17 protein-coding genes are annotated in these 20,141 nt (G+C 39.9%); 9 read left to right on the plus strand and 8 right to left on the minus strand.

From position 1 onward, the window contains the following. Positions 1 to 11 precede the first annotated feature (11 nt). The 3 genes from V7K27_RS28840 to V7K27_RS28850 all read right to left on the minus strand — a co-directional run bounded on the left by V7K27_RS28840 (position 12) and on the right by V7K27_RS28850 (position 3,908). The gene (locus tag V7K27_RS28840) at positions 12 to 1,850 is read right to left on the minus strand and encodes a bifunctional serine/threonine-protein kinase/formylglycine-generating enzyme family protein (RefSeq protein WP_334951842.1); all 1,839 of its coding nucleotides are present in this window, start codon (positions 1,848 to 1,850) and stop codon (positions 12 to 14) included. 325 nt (positions 1,851 to 2,175) lie between these two features. Continuing rightward, entirely contained in the window at positions 2,176 to 2,985 is an 810-nt protein-coding gene (locus tag V7K27_RS28845; protein ID WP_334951843.1) for an ABC transporter permease, read from the minus strand. 341 nt (positions 2,986 to 3,326) lie between these two features. Beyond that, on the minus strand, positions 3,327 to 3,908 hold the full coding sequence (locus V7K27_RS28850; RefSeq protein WP_334951844.1) for a hypothetical protein: 582 nt from the start codon (positions 3,906 to 3,908) through the stop codon (positions 3,327 to 3,329). Positions 3,909 to 4,612: 704 nt separating this feature from the next. Here V7K27_RS28850 and V7K27_RS28855 point away from each other — a divergent pair. From V7K27_RS28855 to V7K27_RS28870, 4 genes are all read left to right on the plus strand, one after another. Continuing rightward, positions 4,613 to 4,906 carry a type II toxin-antitoxin system HigB family toxin gene (locus tag V7K27_RS28855; protein WP_334951995.1) on the plus strand — a complete coding sequence of 98 codons (294 nt, stop codon included), beginning with the start codon at positions 4,613 to 4,615 and terminating at the stop codon, positions 4,904 to 4,906. Between the two features lie 7 nt (positions 4,907 to 4,913). Then, the gene (locus V7K27_RS28860; RefSeq protein ID WP_334951845.1) at positions 4,914 to 5,285 is read left to right on the plus strand and encodes a helix-turn-helix domain-containing protein; all 372 of its coding nucleotides are present in this window, start codon (positions 4,914 to 4,916) and stop codon (positions 5,283 to 5,285) included. Positions 5,286 to 6,127: 842 nt separating this feature from the next. Beyond that, positions 6,128 to 6,343, plus strand: coding sequence for a hypothetical protein (locus V7K27_RS28865; protein WP_334951846.1), 216 nt, complete (start codon positions 6,128 to 6,130; stop codon positions 6,341 to 6,343). A gap of 334 nt (positions 6,344 to 6,677) precedes the next feature. Beyond that, positions 6,678 to 7,763, plus strand: coding sequence for a glycosyltransferase family 4 protein (locus V7K27_RS28870; RefSeq protein WP_334951847.1), 1,086 nt, complete (start codon positions 6,678 to 6,680; stop codon positions 7,761 to 7,763). 217 nt (positions 7,764 to 7,980) lie between these two features. Here V7K27_RS28870 and V7K27_RS28875 read toward each other — a convergent pair whose 3' ends face one another. Continuing rightward, on the minus strand, positions 7,981 to 9,612 hold the full coding sequence (locus V7K27_RS28875) for a DUF655 domain-containing protein (protein WP_334951849.1): 1,632 nt from the start codon (positions 9,610 to 9,612) through the stop codon (positions 7,981 to 7,983). 344 nt (positions 9,613 to 9,956) lie between these two features. On the opposite strand from V7K27_RS28875, the gene V7K27_RS28880 reads away from it, so the two are divergent. From V7K27_RS28880 to V7K27_RS28890, 3 genes are all read left to right on the plus strand, one after another. Beyond that, entirely contained in the window at positions 9,957 to 11,126 is a 1,170-nt protein-coding gene (locus tag V7K27_RS28880) for a cysteine desulfurase family protein (protein ID WP_334951997.1), read from the plus strand. 111 nt (positions 11,127 to 11,237) lie between these two features. Next, on the plus strand, positions 11,238 to 12,116 hold the full coding sequence (locus tag V7K27_RS28885; RefSeq protein WP_334951850.1) for a DUF2726 domain-containing protein: 879 nt from the start codon (positions 11,238 to 11,240) through the stop codon (positions 12,114 to 12,116). Between the two features lie 67 nt (positions 12,117 to 12,183). Next, positions 12,184 to 13,272: a DNA methyltransferase gene (locus V7K27_RS28890; protein WP_334951851.1), complete on the plus strand. Its 1,089-nt coding sequence runs from the start codon at positions 12,184 to 12,186 to the stop codon at positions 13,270 to 13,272. Here the strand turns inward: V7K27_RS28890 and V7K27_RS28895 are convergent. The 3 genes from V7K27_RS28895 to V7K27_RS28905 form a co-directional block, all read right to left on the minus strand. Continuing rightward, complete coding sequence (locus tag V7K27_RS28895; RefSeq protein ID WP_334951852.1) at positions 13,238 to 14,155, minus strand: hypothetical protein; 918 nt, start codon at positions 14,153 to 14,155, stop codon at positions 13,238 to 13,240. The genes V7K27_RS28890 and V7K27_RS28895 overlap by 35 nt on opposite strands. Next, positions 14,152 to 14,415, minus strand: coding sequence for a helix-turn-helix domain-containing protein (locus tag V7K27_RS28900; RefSeq protein WP_334951853.1), 264 nt, complete (start codon positions 14,413 to 14,415; stop codon positions 14,152 to 14,154). The genes V7K27_RS28895 and V7K27_RS28900 overlap by 4 nt, the downstream gene beginning before the upstream one ends. A 769-nt stretch (positions 14,416 to 15,184) precedes the next feature. Then, positions 15,185 to 15,859 (minus strand): cold shock and DUF1294 domain-containing protein, encoded by a 675-nt coding sequence (locus tag V7K27_RS28905; protein ID WP_334951855.1) that lies wholly within the window; start codon positions 15,857 to 15,859, stop codon positions 15,185 to 15,187. Between the two features lie 135 nt (positions 15,860 to 15,994). On the opposite strand from V7K27_RS28905, the gene V7K27_RS28910 reads away from it, so the two are divergent. Both V7K27_RS28910 and V7K27_RS28915 read left to right on the plus strand, forming a co-directional pair. Beyond that, complete coding sequence (locus tag V7K27_RS28910; RefSeq protein ID WP_334951856.1) at positions 15,995 to 16,729, plus strand: DUF1995 family protein; 735 nt, start codon at positions 15,995 to 15,997, stop codon at positions 16,727 to 16,729. Positions 16,730 to 17,049: 320 nt separating this feature from the next. Next, positions 17,050 to 17,478 carry a KTSC domain-containing protein gene (locus V7K27_RS28915; protein ID WP_334951857.1) on the plus strand — a complete coding sequence of 143 codons (429 nt, stop codon included), beginning with the start codon at positions 17,050 to 17,052 and terminating at the stop codon, positions 17,476 to 17,478. On the opposite strand, the gene V7K27_RS28920 is transcribed toward V7K27_RS28915, so the two are convergent. Beyond that, complete coding sequence (locus V7K27_RS28920; RefSeq protein WP_334951859.1) at positions 17,468 to 19,546, minus strand: hybrid sensor histidine kinase/response regulator; 2,079 nt, start codon at positions 19,544 to 19,546, stop codon at positions 17,468 to 17,470. The genes V7K27_RS28915 and V7K27_RS28920 overlap by 11 nt on opposite strands. Between the last annotated feature and the right edge of the window lie 595 nt (positions 19,547 to 20,141).

Raw genomic sequence — 20,141 nt, forward strand, 5'->3', positions numbered from 1 at the left:
GAATTAAATTACTAAATAATCTCCTCTACGGAAAATACTACTCTAAAACCACAAATCCTCAGTCCACCGTCTGACTCATTCCAGCTACGACTGGCGCTGCGACAAAGTTCTGCACTGAAACTCCAAGAACCACCGCGCAGCACCCGGCGATGAATATCACCGCCAACTTCCCAAGCTGTTCCATTTAAGGGTGCATAGTTGTAATTGTTATGCCACGAATCAGCGCACCATTCCCAAACTAGCCCGTGCATATCGTACAATCCAAAGGCGTTGGCGACTTCAAAACTACCGACGTTTGTTGTTTCTTTACGGAATTTGCTTTTTGGTTCAATAGTGCAACTGACTAACTCAGAGGTAATTGTTTCGCCAAAGTGGAAGGAGGTTGTAGTTCCAGCACGACAAGCATATTCCCATTCAGCTTCACTCGGTAAACGATAGTCGCGTCCAGTTTTTTCTGATAGCCTGAGACAGAATTCTACAGCCTCATACCAAGATACATTTTCCACTGGTCTATCTAAACCTTTGAATTTCGACGGATTAGGATTTAAAGCTTGTTTGACTTTGGGTAAAGCTGCTACTACTTTCCACTGTGCTTGAGTTACGGGAAATTTCCCCATAAAAAATGGTTCAACGGTAACTTTATGTCGAGGACGTTCGTCAGCATCCCCTTCAAACTCCGGTGAACCCATCATGTATGTACCACCAGGAATCGATACCATTTCTAATGTGACAGACTTACCCAATTCTTCAGCAAAAAAGTTTGCATTGCAGCTGATGCGGTTTACTTCTCTACCACCTGTGTCTACTGTAACTACGTCAAATTCAAAGGTTTCTAAGGGAGGTAATGGTACTATTACTTTTTGTGGTAGCGGCGGTAATCTGGGTTGAGACATCGAAACAATTTTTAGGGCAACAGGTTCAATGTTTGATTTTGTAAACTTCAAATCATTGATAACTTCTACTGCTGTTTGATACCTTTCACTCGGTAGATGTTTGAGTAATTTATCTAAAATTCTCCCTAAGTCGTCGCTGATGGTAATACATTTTTTCTGTAACCGTTCGCGCCACAACCACTTAGCATTCATGGCATCATAAATAGGGTCATTAATCTGTCCAGAAGCATCTTGAAAAGGCAAACATTGAGTTAAAAGACGCACACAAGTTACACCCAAAGCATACAAATCACTGCCGTGACAAGCAAATCCAGCCATTTGTTCAGTTGGGGCATAACCAAGGGTATAAATTACTGTAGCTTGTCTTCCTAAACTGGTTTGTGTTACCTGTTTAGCACCGCCAAAGTCAATTAATACGGGTTTTTCATCACTTGCACGGCGGATAATATTTTCTGGTTTGATATCCCGATGAATGACATTATGAGTATGAATGAATTCCAAAACTGGCAATAAATCAGCTAAAAGTTCCCAGATTTGTTTTTCGCCATAGATTTGTTGCTGAACTTCTTGTAAGAGAGTTTTTCCTTGAATAAATTCTTGCACAAGATACAAGCTAGAACCTTGTTCAAAATAAGCTAGTAATCTGGGAATTTGGGTATGATTTTCTCCCAGTTCATACAACCGAAAAGCCTCTTCTTTGAAAAATTCTGCTGCTTTAGTGCGTTGTCCTGTTCCCTGAAATTGTGGGAAAAATTGCTTGATGACACAAGGCGCATTTAGTCTGTCTACATCTTCTGTTGCATAGGTTCTACTAAACCCACCTTCACCTAAGAGTCTCAATACGCGGTAACGGTTTCTGAGAAATTTGCCAAAGTTGCTTTGTCCGCAACTCACGCAAAATCTATTGCTATCAGAGTTGAATGGATTTGAGCAATTGGGATTTTGGCAGATTTGCATAATCAGGGGGAAATAGCATCTTCTCCAAAGTTAGCCCCAATATTATCTAATTGAAAACAGTCATGTAGAGAAGCGAACACGGAAGTTTATTCATGTGCTTAAAACTATCTTTCACACGAGGGCATAAGGATGAATAAATTATATTTATTTACTTATCTATACTAGGACGTTATGTTAGCAGAAAGTACAGCATATTGCCATAATATTGGTGAGTTATGGCAAGCCTAATGCACCCTACATTTTAATATAGCTGTTGTTCACTATCCAAAAAAGTTCATGAATAACCAAATCACCTACCTATAACTTTTATTGCAAATTAGAAATCTTATTTGAAAGTTTTATTCTCTCCAGAAGCACGAATTAATTCAGCTACAAGAGCAACGATCGCAGATACTGAAATTAGCATCACACTGAGAGCATTAATATCAGGTTTAACTCCTGTTCTAATGCGGCTAAAAATCTCCATTGGCAGGGTGTTAGAACCGCTACCAGCCGTAAAACTGGCAATGAGAAAGTCATCTAAGCTGAGAACAAAAGCCAAAAGACAACCAGCTACAATACCAGGCATTAATTGAGGTAACAATACTTTGATAAAAGCTTGCGTTGGTGTAGCGCCTAAATCTAGTGCTGCTTCTTCTAAGTGAGGATCTAAATTAGTCAGTCGGGAAGCAACTACAAGTCCGACGTAGGCCAGACAAAACACGACATGGGCTGCAACTATTGTCCACAAACTCAAAGGTATTGCAAATGCCGCTAGACATACTAGGGTAGCCACTGCGATCGCAATATCGGGAATAATTAACGGTAGGTAAGCAATACCGCGATACAATTTCTTACCAGGAAATTCGTAACGCGCCAACCCAACCGCCATCAAGGTTCCCAGCACTGCTGAAATTGCCACTGCAAAACCAGCAACGATCATACTGTTTTGGAAAGCTGATAAGATGCGATCGTCACTGAACAACTTGCCATACCAATCGAGAGTGAATCCTTGCCAAGTTGCACTGTAGGGCGACTGATTGAAGCTATAAAAGCCAAGTACCAGTATGGGCAGGTACATGAACACAAATATCAGCAGTGAGAAAACCGCCTGCCATGAGACACGCGGTTTTTTGAGAGATGAAGAGATATTCACGTTTATATGCGATTTTCCTTAGATAGCAATACAAAATATCATATTTTATGTAATAAGTCAATGATTTAATTCATGCTTTTGTCATTGCGAGGAACGTTCGCGGTAAGTAATCGGATAAAATTAATTACACAAGGACTTTGGCTATTAGCTCGGAACTGAAGTTCCGGGTGGTTTCAATACGGTTCGGATAAGGTTTTTTCATGACAGATTCTAGATCACAAAGACGCGATAAATCGCCGTCTTTACAATAATCAGTCCTTTGTAGAGACGGCGATAAATCGCGTCTCTTGCCTTAACCGAACCGTATTGCGGGTGGTTTATGTCTAGAATGAAATAGTCCTTTAGCTAACCATCTCCCTGATCGGCTCAGAGAAGCGGGTATTTGATGCTAGGCTCTTTCTGGCTTTTCTCATCAAGCCCAAAGCTAGTAGCCCACCCACTGCGGGAATTGTGGCGCCTCCTGGGATGTCGAAGGGAACAGCAGCAGATGTGAAGGAGACGGAAGCGCCAGGATTGCTATTGGCAATATTAAATCCAGTGTCAGCTAACTGTGGATAATATGTTCCACCACCAGCATTTGTTCCCAAAAATAAGTTGTTACTTCCAAAAGCACCATGCCAATCTGCGAAGGTGATATTCCCTCCTGTAACTGTAAAAGTGCCATCCGAAAAAGTATAAGTTCCTAATCCCGCCGATGCCGCCAAGGGTGCACTCGTTACTGTCACTACTGCTGGAGGTCCACCACTATTAGCTCCTTCTACAAGTCCGTTCACAGTACCAGTCACAGTACCTGAAGTTGAACCAGTCACATTACTAAAAGACCAATTGAAATCTAGAGCATGTGCTGAAGAGGGGAAAGCAGCTATACTAACAGCCGCAGCAGTTACAGCACCAACTAATACTGAAAGACGAGAAAAATTCATAGAAACTCCTAATTCTGATCACTTAAAAACTAAAAACAATCAAGACCAAGACGGCACAAAGAAGAACAGTAGCAGGAAGCCTAATTTATTTTTAAAATAAATGTTTTTAGCTTTTATAGCTACTAATTCGCGTGTGTATTTGGTTTTCTATTGAATTTTTTACATCCTAGCCCAAAAAAACTTATGTCAAATTTTTTACAAGAAGTAATTTAAAATATACTTAAGTAAGTGCCAAGGATGGACTAAATACTTATCCCATAAAATCAATTAAATTATGCTGCAAATGTGGAATGCCAAAGCTCATAGCATTTCACACAAACTTTGATACATATAGATTTCTCGTCTGACAATTCAGGTCATGTGGAAAATTCCCGATGAATTGGGAAGCTCAGACTTCAGACTTAGAGGATGTTTGAAAAGTCTAATTTATCACTAGCCGGGCGACTAGAAGTCGCGGCTACACAGACAAAACCCACCTTCGTGGGTTAAAAACGCTTGATTTTGCATTAGTCCACGGAGGTGGACTTTGTTTGTGTAGTAGCGAATTCTATTCGCCCCATACTTTTCAAACATCCTCTTAGGCAAGTCTGAGTATTTCACACGTAGATTCGGTATCATGCCGAGTGAATGTTTATTGGGTAAAAAGTCCATTTTGGGATTGTGAGACTATTGCTCCCAAAACGGGAGCAAGTTATGATAAAATGATGAGAATCATAGCTCGTAGTACTCTCCGTGAATTTTGGGAAGTTCATACAGAGATTGAGCAAGCACTGAGAGCTTGGATTGACGACGTTGCTCAAGCTAATTGGCAAAGTCCGGCAGACATTAAAAGTGTCTATGCCAATGCTAGCTTTATCGCTAATAACCGAGTTGTGTTCAACATCAAAGGCAATAAATATCGCTTGATAGTTCACGTCCGCTATGACATTAGCATTATCTTCATCCGATTTGTCGGTAGCCATGCTGAATACGACAAGATAAACGCAGAGACTATTTGAGGTGAATATGTATAGTCTACAACCCATCAGGAATAAAGAAGATCACAAAGCGGCTTTGAAAGAAATAGAGCGGCTTTTTGATGCCACACAGGGAACCCCAGAGTTCGATCAACTAGAAATCTTGGTAACTCTGGTAGAAGCATACGAAAATAAGCATGAGCCAATTCTACCACCGGAGCCGATCGCAGCGATTCTTTACTATATGGAGAGTCGGGGTTTAACCAGACATGATCTGGAAGTAGCGATCGGCAGTCGAGCAAGAGTCGCAGAGATTTTAAATCGTAAGCGGCCTCTGACTCTGGAAATGATCCGAAAGCTACATCACCAGCTAGGGATTCCTGCCAAAACCCTGATCCAGCCATACTCACTCGCTCAATAACAATGCGATATTTGTGAATATTTATCGGGTAAAAAGTGCAAATCCTAAGAGAGCGGGTGTCACTCTGATCACTTAAAAACTAAAAACAATCAAGACCAAGACGGCACAAAGAAGAACAGTAGCAGGAAGCCTAATTTGTTTTAAAAACAAATGTTTTTAGCTTTTATAGCTACTAATTCGCGTGTATATTTGGTTTTATATTGAATTTTTTACATCCTAGCCCAAAAACAAACCTGCGTCAAATTTTTTACAAAAAACACTTTTAAATATACTTAAGTAAGTGCCAAGGATGGACTAAATACTGATCCCACAAAATCAATTAAATTATGCTGCAAATGTGGAATGCCAAAGCTCATAGCATTTCACACAAACTTTGATACATATAGATTTCTCGTCTGACAATTCAGGTCATGTGGAAAAGCTAACGATTGACCTAACCCCCTTCCCGACACCTACGGTATATACACAAGTCGGAAAACCTTATCCAAATTGACTCTATAACCCACAGATTAAAACCTCAGAGGATGTTTTAAAAGTAGTTTGCTGTGATTCTAGGCACTTATTGATCCCCCCTAGCCCACGCCAGGTGCAACAAGAGTGGCTCGCCGCCCAACGCACTGGCTCCCCTTAAAAAGGGGGGAACCGGAATCAAAGTCCCCCAATTTATCGGGGGATTTAGGGGGATCTAAAACGTTTTGTTACCGAGAAGAGGACTTTTAAAACATCCTCTCACCCAAGATTACCCAAGGGTAAATCTTTCTTTCCCTCTCCTTAGTAAGGAGAGGGACAGGTTTTGCGTAGCATAACCAGGGTGAGGTTTTTCAAGATTTTTGGGTAATTCGATGACTTGTGTATACACCGTAGGGAGTGGGGAGTGGGGAAAAGTTTTTTCCTTTTGTCAAATTTTTGGATACCTAGCAAAGTTGCTTTGGTGGACTACTACTTTAGGAAAATCTACCCTTTCGGTGGCTACGGGTTATCCTTTAGGTACGGAAAGCCGCCCAAAAAGTGACTATGCAGTTTATTCTTTAATTAACATTTCTAAATCAGATAATTGACAGGCGATAGTAGAGCTTTTTCGCCCAATATCATCATTTAACTTAGATTTTGACGATTCTAGAACATTCCTATTTATAAAAAAATCTATATTTAAAATTGTACCAAATCACACAAAAATTAATAAATTAGAATGTATTTACGTCTTTAGAAGTGGGTAATTTCCGTACTAGGATAGACAAAAAATATAGAAGTAACAGCATAAGATTTGAAGAAAGTTGTTAATAAGTTTACTATCTGAAGTTGCTTTCTAATGCAGAGTGAATCAATTACAAGCACTAGAACTACAGAAAGAAAAAACTTCTAATTCAAGTTTTATTTTTTAGGAGGTTTGTGATGAAAATTGCTCAAGTAGCTCCATTGTGGGAGAGAGTTCCACCTCCAGCTTATGGTGGTATTGAGTTAGTAGTTGGGTTACTGACCGATGAATTAGTCCGACGCGGACACGAAGTAACTTTATTTGCATCTGGAGATTCTATTAGTCTGGCAAAACTAACGTCAGTTCATCCCCGTGCCCTCAGACTCGATCCGACTATCAAAGATTTCAGCATTTACGAGATGCTGAATCTAGCTTCGGTGTATGAACGTGCAGAAGAGTTTGATATTATTCACTCCCATATCGGGCATGGGGCACTAGCTTACGCGAATCTCGTCACAACCCCTACGGTTCACACGTTGCACGGTATTTTTACCCCTGACAACGAAAAGATGTTTAGTTTTGGTAAAAAACAACCCTACGTTAATATTTCCAATTCACAACGAGAACCAAGGTTAGGGTTGAACTGTATCGCAACGGTCTACAACGGGATTGATGTTAGCAGTTATAATTTTCATTCCCAACCAGAAGATGCGCCCTACCTGGCGTTTTTAGGTCGGATGTCTCCAGAGAAGGGGGCGCATTTAGCCATAGAAATTGCAAAAGTTGCTGGTTGGCATTTGAAAATGGCAGGTAAGATCGATACCGTTGATGTGGAATACTTTGAGAAGGAAATTAAACCGCACATTGATGGGAAGCAAATTGAGTATTTGGGTGAAGCCAACCACGTTCAAAAAAATGCTCTGATGGGAGGTGCAGTCGCAACTCTGTTCCCGATTACTTGGCGAGAACCCTTTGGATTGGTGATGATTGAGTCAATGGCTTCGGGTACGCCGGTGATTGCGATGAAATTGGGGTCTACTGAGGAGGTAATTTCCCACGGCAAGACGGGTTTCCTCTGCAATAATATTCAAGAGTGCATCAGTGCGATCGATCGCGTAATAGAGTTAGACCGCTATGCCTGTCGTCAGTATGTCGAAAACCTTTTCAGCGTTGAACACATGACTGATGGCTATGAGGCGGTTTATCAACAAATAATAACAGAACGATTTTCTCAGAATGGACATTTCCGCAGTTTGCTTGATTTAGCTAGCGATCGCATTTAAACCATATCTATTTTGAGAAGCATAGTTTTTAAAAGTAGTGGGAGCATCTTGCTCCCTGCTGGTAGTAGTGGGCAAGATGCCCGCACTACTCCAGGTTTAAAAATGGACGAGGTTTAAATATCGCATTCATATAATATTCTAGGGTTTAGAGATACAGCTGTTTTTAACTAGCTAGAATACAGATTATAGTAGGGGCGCACAGCTTTGCGCCACTACACTACCAAATCAGGCGATCGCTCCATTTTTCTAATGTTTTAGCACTAACTCCTGAAACTCGTTCTAAGTCTTGTAAAGATGTAAATTTTTGCTGTTGACGGCTAATAATTATCCTCTGTGCTAACTTCTTACCCACACCAGGAAGAGTTGCTAATTCTTCTAGACTTGCGGTGTTGATATTTACTTTTTTAATTGCTTGTAGCTCAGTTGATGAAGAAGTTTTTATCTGGGGACACCGTGTTTGTTCTAATTTAATTTTTTCTTGAATTCCTGGTGGTAAGCCCGGTTTAATTTTGGTATAAAGACGAGCAAATTCTCGCACATAATGGGCAGCAACTGTAGGATTTTCAATTACTACAAGTGTCTCATCGTTACCACTATTGGCAGCATCTGACCAATTATGAGAACCTGTAATGACTGTTTGACTATCAATAACACCAAATTTGTGATGCAATAAATCGCCTTTAGGTAACACAGGTACGCCTACAGTCGTAATTGGATTTGACCAAGGATGGTTATCAACTTCATATTTACATTTGTTGCTGAGAGCAACCCCCATCATATCCAATGCTTCGCTGTAAGGACGATAGGCAAATTGTGGTTCAATTAAAGCGCGAATTTCCACACTTTGTTCATGGCGTTTTTCTAAAATATTTGCAAGACGCTGTTCGGAAAAAACAAATAACGCCATATCAATAGATTTTGTGGCTGAATCTAAAGTTTTACCAATTAAACCATTACCACTGTTAATCCAAGGTTGGGTGGGAGAAGTAGGCGAAAATTGCACAGTAATTTGGGTGTTACCTAAAGTTATTTGTTTAGGTAAACGTATCGGCTTTTTTAAACCAAATTGACTATCTGGCTTACCTCCCGGCCCATCGCCCCACATAACGTTAAACTCTTCTGTAAATAAAGATGCTAATTCCGGGCTGTCAATCTGCAATAAATTATTGGCATTACCTAAACTGCTGGAATTTGTAAAATCACCAGAAGTATCACTTAAAGTAAAATTGGCCGAAGTGATAATTACAGTGCGATCGTCCACAATCACAAATTTGTGATGCATCAAACTGCTACCGGCTGAACCATCAGCTTGATCATCTATCCAGGGAATTTTGGCATTTTGCAAAATCATCAAAGCATCTCTTTGATTGATTTCTGCTGGACTAAGTTGATTATCTTGGTTAATATCGATAAATTGGCGAAATTCGTGATAGCGTTCCTGTTCTCTTTTATCTAACTTACCGACTTCAGTAGATGTTAAACTACCCCAAGGTCGGCTATAGATATTTTCTAAAATGATCCTGACTTTTACCCCAGCTTTTTGTCTATCAACCAATGCTTGGGCAACTTTGGGTAAACGTAATTCTTGCACCGCCACATCTACTGTAGATTTAGCGTGCGAAATAGCATCGACAATCTGCTTTTCTAAATCATCCCCCAGGCGAGTTTGCTGACGGTAAGCTTCTTTGTATTCTGAAGACTCAGAATGGTTAAAGTAAACTTGAACTAACGGATCTTGTGGTAATGGTGCTGGACGCTGATTGTAGGACTGGACTCGTTGACAACTAGCGAGGGGAAAGATCAGTAAAAAGATATATAAAAAATATCTTTGTCTAGAGATAAATTGCACTGTAATCTGTTAAAAGTGGATTGGGAGTGGATATACAGCAGAATTCAGGAATCAGAATTCAGGAGTCAGAATTCTGAATTCAGGAGTCAGAAGTAAAACAGGCTTTATACCTAGCTTTGAGATTTAGCTTGTGTACTTCACTTTCCTTGAAATCTGCTATATTTATCATTCCCAAAATTTTGTGTTTTGAATTAAGTAGAGAAATAGTTTTTCAAGTCAAGGGAAAAATCCACTGCTTGAGGCAGAATTACAGAGATTTTTTTCAGGATTTCTTGACTCAAGCTGTATATGCTGAGAAGATCAGCAGCCTACTACCAACGTGTGTTCTCACCATTATCGGTTATATGCAAATTTATCTAGATTACAGTGCCACTACTCCCACTCGAAAAGAAGCGATCGCAGTTATGCAAACAGTCCTCACTCAACAATGGGGCAATCCTTCCAGCTTACATGAGTGGGGACAACGGGCTGCAACGGTTGTAGAACAAGCCAAAATTCAAGTTGCTGGTTTAATTAACGCCGCTACTCCTGAATCGATCATTTTTACCTCTGGTGGCACTGAGGCAGATAATCTAGCAATTATGGGTGTGGCTCGGTTGTATGCTGTTCCTCAACATATAATTATCTCCAGCGTTGAACATTCCGCAATTTCTGAGACAGTGCGATCGCTAGAAATGTGGGGTTGGGAAGTTACGCGCTTGTCTGTAGATATTAAAGGCAGAGTCAATCCCCTAGATTTAAAGGCGGCTTTGCGACATAATACAGTCTTGGTTTCGGTGATTTATGGACAAAGTGAAGTTGGGACAGTGCAACCGATCGCAGAACTGGGTAAAATTGTGCGATCGCATGGGGCTTTGTTCCACACAGATGCGGTGCAAGCTGCTGGACGCTTACCCATAGACGTACAACAACTTGCCGTAGATTTACTTAGTCTTTCTAGTCATAAAATATATGGGCCGCAAGGTGCAGGGGCGTTGTATGTACGTCCTGGCGTGGATTTGATGCCCTTACTAAGTGGTGGTGGACAAGAAATGGGACTGCGTTCTGGTACCCAAGCAGTACCGATAATTGCGGGGTTTGGTGTAGCAGCAGAATTAGCAGCGCAAGAATTAGCTACAGAAACACCACGGTTGATCGAGTTACGCGATCGCGCCTTTGCCCAATTAGCTGAGATTCCTGGTTTAATTCCTACAGGGGATAGCTGCGATCGTTTACCTCATCATGTAAGTATGTGCCTAGAAAATGCTGATGGGGAAAAACTTAGCGGTAAAACCTTGGTACGACAGCTAAACCTTGCTGGCATCGGCATCAGTGCTGGTGCTGCCTGTCACAGTGGTAAACTTAGCCCTAGCCCGATATTGTTAGCGATGGGTTATTCCGAAAAAGCGGCTTTGGGCGGAATTCGCATCACATTGGGACGTGATACCACGGAAGCTGATATAGATTGGACAGTAATGGTATTGAAGCAAGTTTTGCAAAGGCTGACACCGGATTTATCTTTAGTTAAACGTTGATCGCTCATACTAAAATTTAGATACAGCATTTGTCGGAGTGTTTTCTATGTCCCTGCAAGAGCTTAAAGAGCAAGCCCGTCAAATGCCTTTTTGATTTTTTATAAAAAAGTTATGAAGCAAATGAAAAATTTACTTGTAAATAAGTACGAGATATCTACTAATGAAGAACTAAAAAAAGTGGCTTCTAAATACAATGCAGAAGTGCTTACGAAAGTTAGAATAGCAGATGTTGAAAAAATTGAAAATTCCGGTCTAACTTGTGATGAGTATTCATACGCGCTCAAAGCTCATTTTGATTTCGTTGTTACTATAGGAAAGTATTTATCTCCAGAGTTTGTAATAGAATTTGATGAAACTTCTCATGGACAATATAAAACATCTATCAAAAACGATAAATTAAAAAATTCAATATGTAAAAAATTGCAAATACCTATATTTAGAATTAATACTAATTTCCTCAAAGAAGTTGGTGAATTACCAAAATTCAATAGGCGTTCAATTTTTGCAGGAAAATTTGATTCGCTAGCAAGCTGGCTTGTTGAAATTTGGTTTCTAGAAAAAGCTTTTTATGAAGCGCAAAATAATGGTTTAGTTCCATGTGATGAACCGTTTATCTGGTCTTCATTTATTGGTCAAGATCCTTTTGCACAGTCAAGACTATACTTACATAATCTGTATAAAGAAAAGCTTTGCACAACCTATATTCCAAGAATAATTAAAGGACATGATATTGATGAAGTTGCGTGGGCGACTTTGGCCATCTTACCACTTAACAATGGTAGATATATTTTTGGCTTTGCTGAATGTAAATCAGTTAATTTTTCTGCTATTTCTGCATACGAGTTATGTGAAGAATTAGCAATATTAAATATTGTTGACGAAATTATTAAATATGAAAAGAGTGAATTTTTAGGGTTAACAAAGCAAGAAATAGAAAAAAAAGAGGAAGAATTTAGAAAAAAATATTTGATTCCCAAGTTTCTTGAATAAGAAAAAGATATCCCAAAACAGGATAAAATGAGAGGTACTCAAGTTTTAGAGCCACGTAAATCAATAAATGAGTCTATCTAACCCAGAACCGAGTTCCCTCAAGACTTTAAAACGCAAGCCTACCAGCACAGTTGGTCGTGGAAAAGTAGTCAACCTCAACACCAAGTTAAATTTTTCTGCATGGAATGATGAAAGCGTTGCTCTATATCTGGGTGATAGTCTCGAACATTACAACAATTGGGAGCAGCCTACAGTCATCGTTTCAGATGGAGCTTATGGTGTTCTTGGTTTTGAAGGAGACACTTCAGATCATATTGATTTACCTAATTGGTATGAACCTCATATTGAAGCATGGTCAAAAGCAGCTATACCATGCACAACACTGTGGTTTTGGAATTCAGAAATTGGCTGGGCTGTTGTGCATCCACTTTTAGAAAAGCACGGTTGGCGTTATGTAAATTGTAATATTTGGAATAAAGGAAAAGGTCATATAGCAGGGAATGTTAATACAGAAAAAATTCGTAGATTCCCTGTAGTTACAGAAGTGTGTGTTCAATATGTAAGAGAAGTTAAAGTCAACGAACTGACGTTGAAAGAATGGTTGCTAAAAGAGTGGAAACGTTCTGGATTACAACTAAGACGGGCAAACGATGCTTGTGGTGTAGCCAATGCTGCAACTAGGAAGTATTTCGATCAAGGACACTTATGGTATTTCCCTCCTCCAGAGATGTTTGAGAGGTTAGTGAACTATGCAAATGAGCATGGGAATCCAGAAGGAAGACCTTATTTTTCTTTGGATGGAAACCAATCTTTAACAGGGCAAGAATGGAGTAAGATGCGCTCCAAATTCAGATGCCCTCATGGTTTTACAAATGTTTGGGATCGGCAAGCTCTACGGGGTGATGAGAGAGTTAAGATTACTTCTGGAAAAGCATTACACCTTAATCAGAAGCCCCTCGACTTAATGAGCGTTATTGTTGAAGCGTCAAGTGATAAAAACGATGTTATCTGGGAACCTTTCGGAGGACTATTCAGTGCATCTCTAGCAGCACGTCAACTGAGACGAAAAGCTTACTCTTGCGAAATTGACCCAGATTATTTTTATTATGGAGTGCAGAGATTTAATCAAGAAGTTCATCAATACTCTCTTCTCTAATCTCTAGATAATCTTGTAGAGATTTCTTGATACTATCTTCTCTACGGCTTGATAGAAGTCTATTCCATTGACCAACCGTAATACTAGAAACTTCAATATTATAGACACGCCGCTTAAATTTTTCAATACCTGGATGCACGATTCTGTCCATCTTTGCGAAATTAGTATCCAATCTGTATTTATACCGGATCAATAGTTCACGCAAAAGGTGCTGATATTCTCTAGTTGGTTTATAGATTTTTCCTTCTATACCCCATGAATTAACTATTTTTTGAGCTTCTAAGAACTCTTCAACAGAACCTTGAAATTTATAACCGCTAGTGTTTGTCTGCTGTAAATTTGCTGTTCTTTGAGTTGTATCTTCTGGCTCCAAAACAAGATAATCTGGCGGATTATGATAATGAGTATCTCTAGCTAAAGCTACCGACAAACCAGAGACAACACATACATCAAGAATACGAGGCTTGCCATAGATAATTTTCTCAGGCAACCATGCCAGCATAGCAACATAGGTCTGATCATACTGAAAGTGATTTTGGCTGTCTTTAAAGCGTGCTGTTATTTCCGTTGCTAATGGAAACCATGCTTTAATCTCTAATCCTGGCGTCGGTTGAACTTTTCCCACAAAAATAGTATCTGGAAAACCTGGATCTTGCCTCTGCCACTTTCCAAACTCAGAAAATTCATTTTGTTTATTCAAAAATTCAACTGTGTTAAATTCGATTAAATTTCCGAGTAAGGGTGAAAGCTTTGAGATAACTTTAGCCAAGTTTAGCGCTGCGTCTACAGTTACAGGCTTAGATATATCTAACACGTCAAAAATATGACCCGATAAATTATCTAGATATTGAGATGCCAGCCCGATTACATCCTGTGTATTCATACCTCCTCCTCACAAGATGCTTCAGATATTCCTTGTTCAATTTTTCTGAGAATATCGCAAGGATCTACGCCGATTACGCGAGTAACTAACAGAAACTCAATTACATCTAACCGCCGTTCACCGTTTTCATATTTGGCTACGAAAGATTGTGGCTTTTTCAAGGATTTAGCAAGCGTTTCTTGAGTTAGTTTTGCCTCCTTACGAGCCGCAATCAGACAGCGACGGAATATTTTATAGTCGTGACTGAAAACAAATTTCATTGTGCCTTGGCTTTAGCACTATATATACGTTGAACACAATAAACCTATTTTAGGATAATCCCAAAATAGGATATTTAGATATATCCTAGCTGTAATAGTGTTGAAGCAAGTTTTGCAAAGGCTGACACCGGATTTATCTTTAGTTAAGCGTTGATCGCTCATACTAAAATTTAGATACAGCATTTGTCGGAGTGTTTTCTAGTCTACGACGGGCTACGCCTACGCAATTCTCTATGTCACGCCTGCCGAAAGGGTTAAACAAGTCTTTTCCCAAAAGGTAATATTTTGAGTCATAAAGGAGTTTAATCATGACTTATTTTCATTACTTTTGATTAAGGCTTTTCTTGAATGAGTAAAACCATCATTGGAATTGGGATGTTTCTTGGCTCTACGATTGGCAGTTACCTCCCTGCATTGTGGGGTGGAAGTTTGCTATCGTTCACCTCGATCTTCTTGGGCGTCATTGGTGGCCTTGTGGGGATTTGGCTTGGGTATCGCGTATCAAAATATCTAGGTTTTATCTGATTGGCGCTCTATGTCACTGTCCCTGAAAGCCTTAAACGAGTCTTTTATCAACAGGTAAAATTTTGAGTGTGTCTTCTATGCGATGGCTCCGCCCGCCGCAGGCATCACACTTCTAAAATTGGGATGTGAAGCACCTTTGCATTTACTCCTATAAACTTTCCTCCTCAACTTCAACAGCAGATTGAAAAATGGGCAAGCAGTCAGGGAATCTCGACTGAGCAGTTTGTTTTGCAAGAGTTTTCTGCTACCCTCTAAAAACAACGCTGAAAAATAAACCCACCAGTCTTTTCCCAAAGAAAAGCCAATCCAACCAAAATATCAGATGAATAGCTACTATTACCCAAAATACAACTTGGTATGAAACCTTCCTATTTTTGTGACGTAATCTTCGTTGGGCGATGAATCCACCCAACCATCCACCCATGAATTCACACAAATGTAATCTCTTTTCTGATATTCTCCAACGCCCCTGCTTTGCACGAGATTTATCATCCGCGTACAGTGCAAAGGTAACAAAACTCATTACAGGATAGAGAATCAGAGGAATTGGGTTGAAAGTCGTCAAGGCAAAATGCATTGCTCCTAAACCTGGTAATAAAGATAAGAGCAATACCTCGAATATTAAAGAATATTTAGCTTGAGGCTGGAATGTTTCTTTCTCGATTGCGAAAGATGACGCGATCGGCATAGGTTTGGATACAACTCCTTCAATAAAGGCGTTGCAAGCATGAATTCTGCCGTCTTTACCAACCGTTAGCTGATAGCAAATCACATCACCAACTTGTGGACGATGATTTGTTTCTTTGATTGCAGTGATATGAAGAAAAACGTCTTGAGTGCCATCACTGGAGCGGATGAACCCAAAACCTTTGTCATCCTTCCATCTTGTTAATTTTCCTTTACGCAAAACAGGTTTCATGAAAGACCTTGATATCAATACTTTATTTTTAAGGTTCCCATATCAAGACCAAATTATTCATATTCAAATTTAGCAACGCCAAAATCAGAGCTAATACTGAAACAATGGAACTAATGCTAGAGTGAGATATAAACTATGAGTCAACTACCTAACAGTCTTGAAGATGCGATCGCCCAATCTCGTGTAGCCGTCCAAGCTGCCCTTGCAGATGGCTGTACTCGCCTACAAGTTGAGTTCCTGTTCCCAGAACTCAAGTATATGCCGGTGGCGGAACAATTTCTGCCCCTGTTTACAGAATATGATTCCCGTTTGAAGATTTTCTTTGCTGACGCTGGGGCTGCGGCCTTAGCCCGCCGCAATTGGGCTGATGCACCATTTCAAATTTTGGATATTGGTACGGGTAGGGCTGCTTCCTTGCAGACAAAAATTCAGCCAGAGGATGAAATTTTCTTATTCATTGCCCCCACTTCCGTAGAAGTACCGCAAGTGGAAAAGCTGTGTGAAGAAATAGGCGATCGCCCTTTAGTCTTGTTAAGTCCCCGTCTAGAAGATTCTGGAACTGTGGGCATTGGTTATACAGCTAGAAAAATCCGCGATCGTTTTATCAGTACGATTGAATCCGCCTATTACCTGCGCCCCATAGACGATCAAAGTGCCCTACGTCGCTGCTATCCAGGACAGTGGGAAGTTTGGCTGGAAACTAACGGCGAATATCAAACAATTGCCGAATTACCCACAAAACCATCGGGTGATGAGTTGGATCTCATCCTTTCAAAAGGACAACCGCAAACAACAACAGATCCGACACCACAGAGAAAGCCCAGTGTGTTTAAGAGTTTGCAACGATTCTTAAAGGCGTTGAGTAGTTAGGAGAAAACTGCTGAATATTAATTTCAGTGCGTTTCAACGTACTTTAACTATTAGCCCGCAATTTATTGCAGGGCCCGAAAGCAACGCAAAGCCGAGCTTTTAGGGCTGGGGGGTTTAACCCCTCACTTATTCGCCAACAGTCTCATTCCATTTGCGTGCCTCTACCGCGTGGTCTATTTAAGACGAAAATAGCTGTAAATTCTCCCTTAGTGAAAAAAACTTGACAGCGAAGGGCTTATATAGTATTTTTGTACTATATAAGCCCTTAAGTGTTGTATAAAACTTTAACACTCCCGACTACGCCAACAGGCACAAAATAAATGAAGCTATCTAAGGTAGACTTGAGCAGTTTAGTAGCGATCGCTCACTCTGACGGATATTTGCAGTTATTGCTCGATCGAGGTGACGAACTGGAGTTTTTGGAAATTCCCGCGCCGATACAAGCTTATGAAGGATTGCAAGAACTTAACGAGGTTATCGCTGAAACGACTCTACTACCCTTTGAAGAAGAACCAATTGTCATGCTACCAGTTATCTCCTCAATGGCCATGGCTGTAGGCTACGATCGCAACGAACACATTTTGCAAGTTGAGTTTCAAAGTGGAGCTGTTTATCAGTACTTAGGTGTAGACAACGATACTTGGGAAGATTTACATTCCTCTGATTCAATTGGCAGCTTCTTCAATCAAGAGATTAAAGGAAAATATGACTGCGATCGTCTAGATAATGGAAATTATACTATTGACTAATAACTGCATGTAGAGTTTTCAATAATTCTTGCGTTGTGTAAGGTTTGGGTAAAAAGGCTGTATGCTCATCTGTTTGCTCGATTGGTATTTGTTCAGTTGTTGCAAGTCCACTGACAACAACAATCGGCAATAACGGATTTAGATTTTGCAATGTGCGAATAGTAGTTGCTCCATCCATATTCGACATAATCATATCGATAATGGCGGCACTAATTTTATCTTTATGCTGGGCGTAAATTGCTAATGCTTCCATGCCATCACTAGCAGTAATTGCTGTGTAATTATAGTTTTCTAGGGATGTTTTAGTAATTTCTTGAATAGCAGCTTCATCATCTACAACCAAAATACATTCTCCAGAACCGGTTGGTATTTCTATATCTTCTAACAACGGGATTGGAACTTGATTAACTGCTGGCAAATACACCTTAAACTTTGTCCCCTTGCCTACACAACTTGACACGATGATAAAACCACCGTGTTCTTTAATAATTCCCATTACTGTTGATAGCCCAAGTCCTGTACCTTTACCCAACTCTTTTGTGGTAAAAAATGGTTCAAATATTCTATCTAATATTTCACTGTTGATTCCAAGCCCCGTATCAGCAACTGTCAGGACAATGTAAGCACCAACTGTAGCTTCTAGATGCATACTGGCATAAGTTTCATCAATCCAAATATTCTCGGCAGATATTGTTAAAGTTCCGCCTGTAGGCATGGCATCCCGCGCATTCAGAGACAAATTAATTAATACCTGATGCAGTTGGGTACTATCAGCACAAATAGGTAATAATTCCTCCTGAATTTCTGTGTACAATGCGATTGATTTGGGAAATGTTTGTGAGATAATTTGCTGCATTTCTAAAATCAGGTGTTTGACTTGAAGCACAGTATGTTGACGCGTAGCGACTTGTCCTTGGACATCGCCTTCAATTCCCCTAGCAAATAACAGCACTTGCTTTACTAAATCAGCACCACGTTTGGCATTGCTTTCTATTATTGACAATATCTGGTTAATCTGTTGGTCGTAGGTTTTAGCTTTGATCAGATGCACTGACATCAAAATTGGTGATAACACATTATTTAAATCGTGAGCAATGCCACTAGCAAGAGTGCCTATACTTTCCAGGCGTTGAGCGCGTAAAATTTTTTTTTCTATTTGTTTTTTCTGGGTAAGATCAGTATCAACGATCAGGATTGATTTGGCTTGAGAATGTTGATTATTTATCAGCGTCCAGCGACTTTCAACGATGAGTTTTTTGCCAGATTTGCTGGTTTTCTGTAACTCACCTTGCCAAGATCCATCCTTTAAGACAGTCTGATAAATTTCTAGATTTTGCGACAAAGGTTGAGTAGAAAAAAGTTCATCTGACTGCTTACCTATAGCTTCTTCGGACTTCCATCCATAAACTTTCTCAGCATTTTTATTCCATAATAAAATTTTGTTAGACAAATCTTGCACGACAATTGCATCACTGACAATATCCAGCAATGCTGCTTGTTCAAAGAAATTGTCCAAAATAGATTCGCTTTGGTGTAATGCCTCTTTATATTCCTGTTTGATGCTTGCCAGTTCAACTAAGTTCCGCCGGAACTCTAGTTGTCTAACTACCACGCGGCTAAGATTTTGCAGTGCTTCTACCTGTTTGGAACTGATTTGGCGTGGTACGCGATCAACTATACACAGAGTCCCGATCGCTTCTCCTCCTGGTGCTAACAAAGGTACGCCTGCATAAAATCTCACACAAATTTCAGCATAAGTGACTAGAGGATTCGTAGCAAATCGTTCATCAGATAAGGTGTCAGGAATAATCAAAACTTCGCCACTTTCCATACAAATCGAGCCGAATCCGGTATCTCGTGGCATTTCCTGTACATCTAACCCCACCTTGGCTTTAAACCACTGACGGTTAGCGTCAATTAGATTTATCAAGGCGATCGGTGTGTTACAAATCTGTGCGGCTAAGAACGCTAAATCGTCAAATGTTTCTTCTGGTGGAGTGTCGAGAATCTGGTACTGGCGCAGAACCTCAAGCCTTGCTGCTTCATTATTACACACTAAAGATTTCATTAAATTGTTCCTAACTATTGCTGAATGACAACTTGCCCACCCGACGATTTGTGGTCTAAATCATTTGCAAAGCGTTGTAATAACTTACAGCTTTTATTAAGATGCCTTACGCTATCGAACGTTGCACCTACTAAACAGAAGCTTTGTGAATCCACGCTTCTTAGGGTAGCGGCGCTAAAATACTACTTACTAAGAGACAGGCTTTAAGTCCTATAATATACATCTGCTAATTAGTAGCCCAAATCGGAAATTTGCTTCTTGATCAATTTAGCTCTCTCTGACTGCACTTGATAGCTTAATAAAGTCACGATCAGATTTAAATAACATAGCAAGCATATAGCTTGATGACTTTAATTATACTAATCTGCTTTCAGAAGGATGATCGATGAATTCTGGTTATTTTAACTAAATTTTTGCATATTTACACCCTAATAATTTTTTGTGGGGAAATAAAATTACTTAGACTAAGATAGCTAAGTAGTAATATATATAACTATCTTAATTATACATCAATTTACATAGATGAAATTTTTCTTGTTATTACAGCAGAAATCATGTATTTGAACCACATCTGTCGTAGGGGCACAGCATTGCT

This window comes from Nostoc sp. (genome assembly GCF_036919575.1).
In the GTDB taxonomy this organism is placed as follows: Bacteria; Cyanobacteriota; Cyanobacteriia; order Cyanobacteriales; family Nostocaceae; genus Nostoc.

Excerpts from the sequence above, each read along its gene's own strand:
- V7K27_RS28900 (WP_334951853.1), bottom strand. The coding sequence starts at position 14,415 with ATGAAATTTGTTTTCAGTCACGACTATAAAATATTCCGTCGCTGTCTG.
- V7K27_RS28915 (WP_334951857.1), top strand. The coding sequence starts at position 17,050 with ATGAAGCTATCTAAGGTAGACTTGAGCAGTTTAGTAGCGATCGCTCAC.
- V7K27_RS28855 (WP_334951995.1), top strand. The coding sequence starts at position 4,613 with ATGAGAATCATAGCTCGTAGTACTCTCCGTGAATTTTGGGAAGTTCAT.
- V7K27_RS28880 (WP_334951997.1), top strand. The coding sequence starts at position 9,957 with ATGCAAATTTATCTAGATTACAGTGCCACTACTCCCACTCGAAAAGAA.
- V7K27_RS28905 (WP_334951855.1), bottom strand. The coding sequence starts at position 15,859 with ATGAAACCTGTTTTGCGTAAAGGAAAATTAACAAGATGGAAGGATGAC.
- V7K27_RS28870 (WP_334951847.1), top strand. The coding sequence starts at position 6,678 with ATGAAAATTGCTCAAGTAGCTCCATTGTGGGAGAGAGTTCCACCTCCA.
- V7K27_RS28840 (WP_334951842.1), bottom strand. The coding sequence starts at position 1,850 with ATGCAAATCTGCCAAAATCCCAATTGCTCAAATCCATTCAACTCTGAT.
- V7K27_RS28850 (WP_334951844.1), bottom strand. The coding sequence starts at position 3,908 with ATGAATTTTTCTCGTCTTTCAGTATTAGTTGGTGCTGTAACTGCTGCG.
- V7K27_RS28910 (WP_334951856.1), top strand. The coding sequence starts at position 15,995 with ATGAGTCAACTACCTAACAGTCTTGAAGATGCGATCGCCCAATCTCGT.
- V7K27_RS28895 (WP_334951852.1), bottom strand. The coding sequence starts at position 14,155 with ATGAATACACAGGATGTAATCGGGCTGGCATCTCAATATCTAGATAAT.
- V7K27_RS28860 (WP_334951845.1), top strand. The coding sequence starts at position 4,914 with ATGTATAGTCTACAACCCATCAGGAATAAAGAAGATCACAAAGCGGCT.
- V7K27_RS28890 (WP_334951851.1), top strand. The coding sequence starts at position 12,184 with ATGAGTCTATCTAACCCAGAACCGAGTTCCCTCAAGACTTTAAAACGC.
- V7K27_RS28920 (WP_334951859.1), bottom strand. The coding sequence starts at position 19,546 with ATGAAATCTTTAGTGTGTAATAATGAAGCAGCAAGGCTTGAGGTTCTG.
- V7K27_RS28885 (WP_334951850.1), top strand. The coding sequence starts at position 11,238 with ATGAAGCAAATGAAAAATTTACTTGTAAATAAGTACGAGATATCTACT.
- V7K27_RS28865 (WP_334951846.1), top strand. The coding sequence starts at position 6,128 with ATGACTTGTGTATACACCGTAGGGAGTGGGGAGTGGGGAAAAGTTTTT.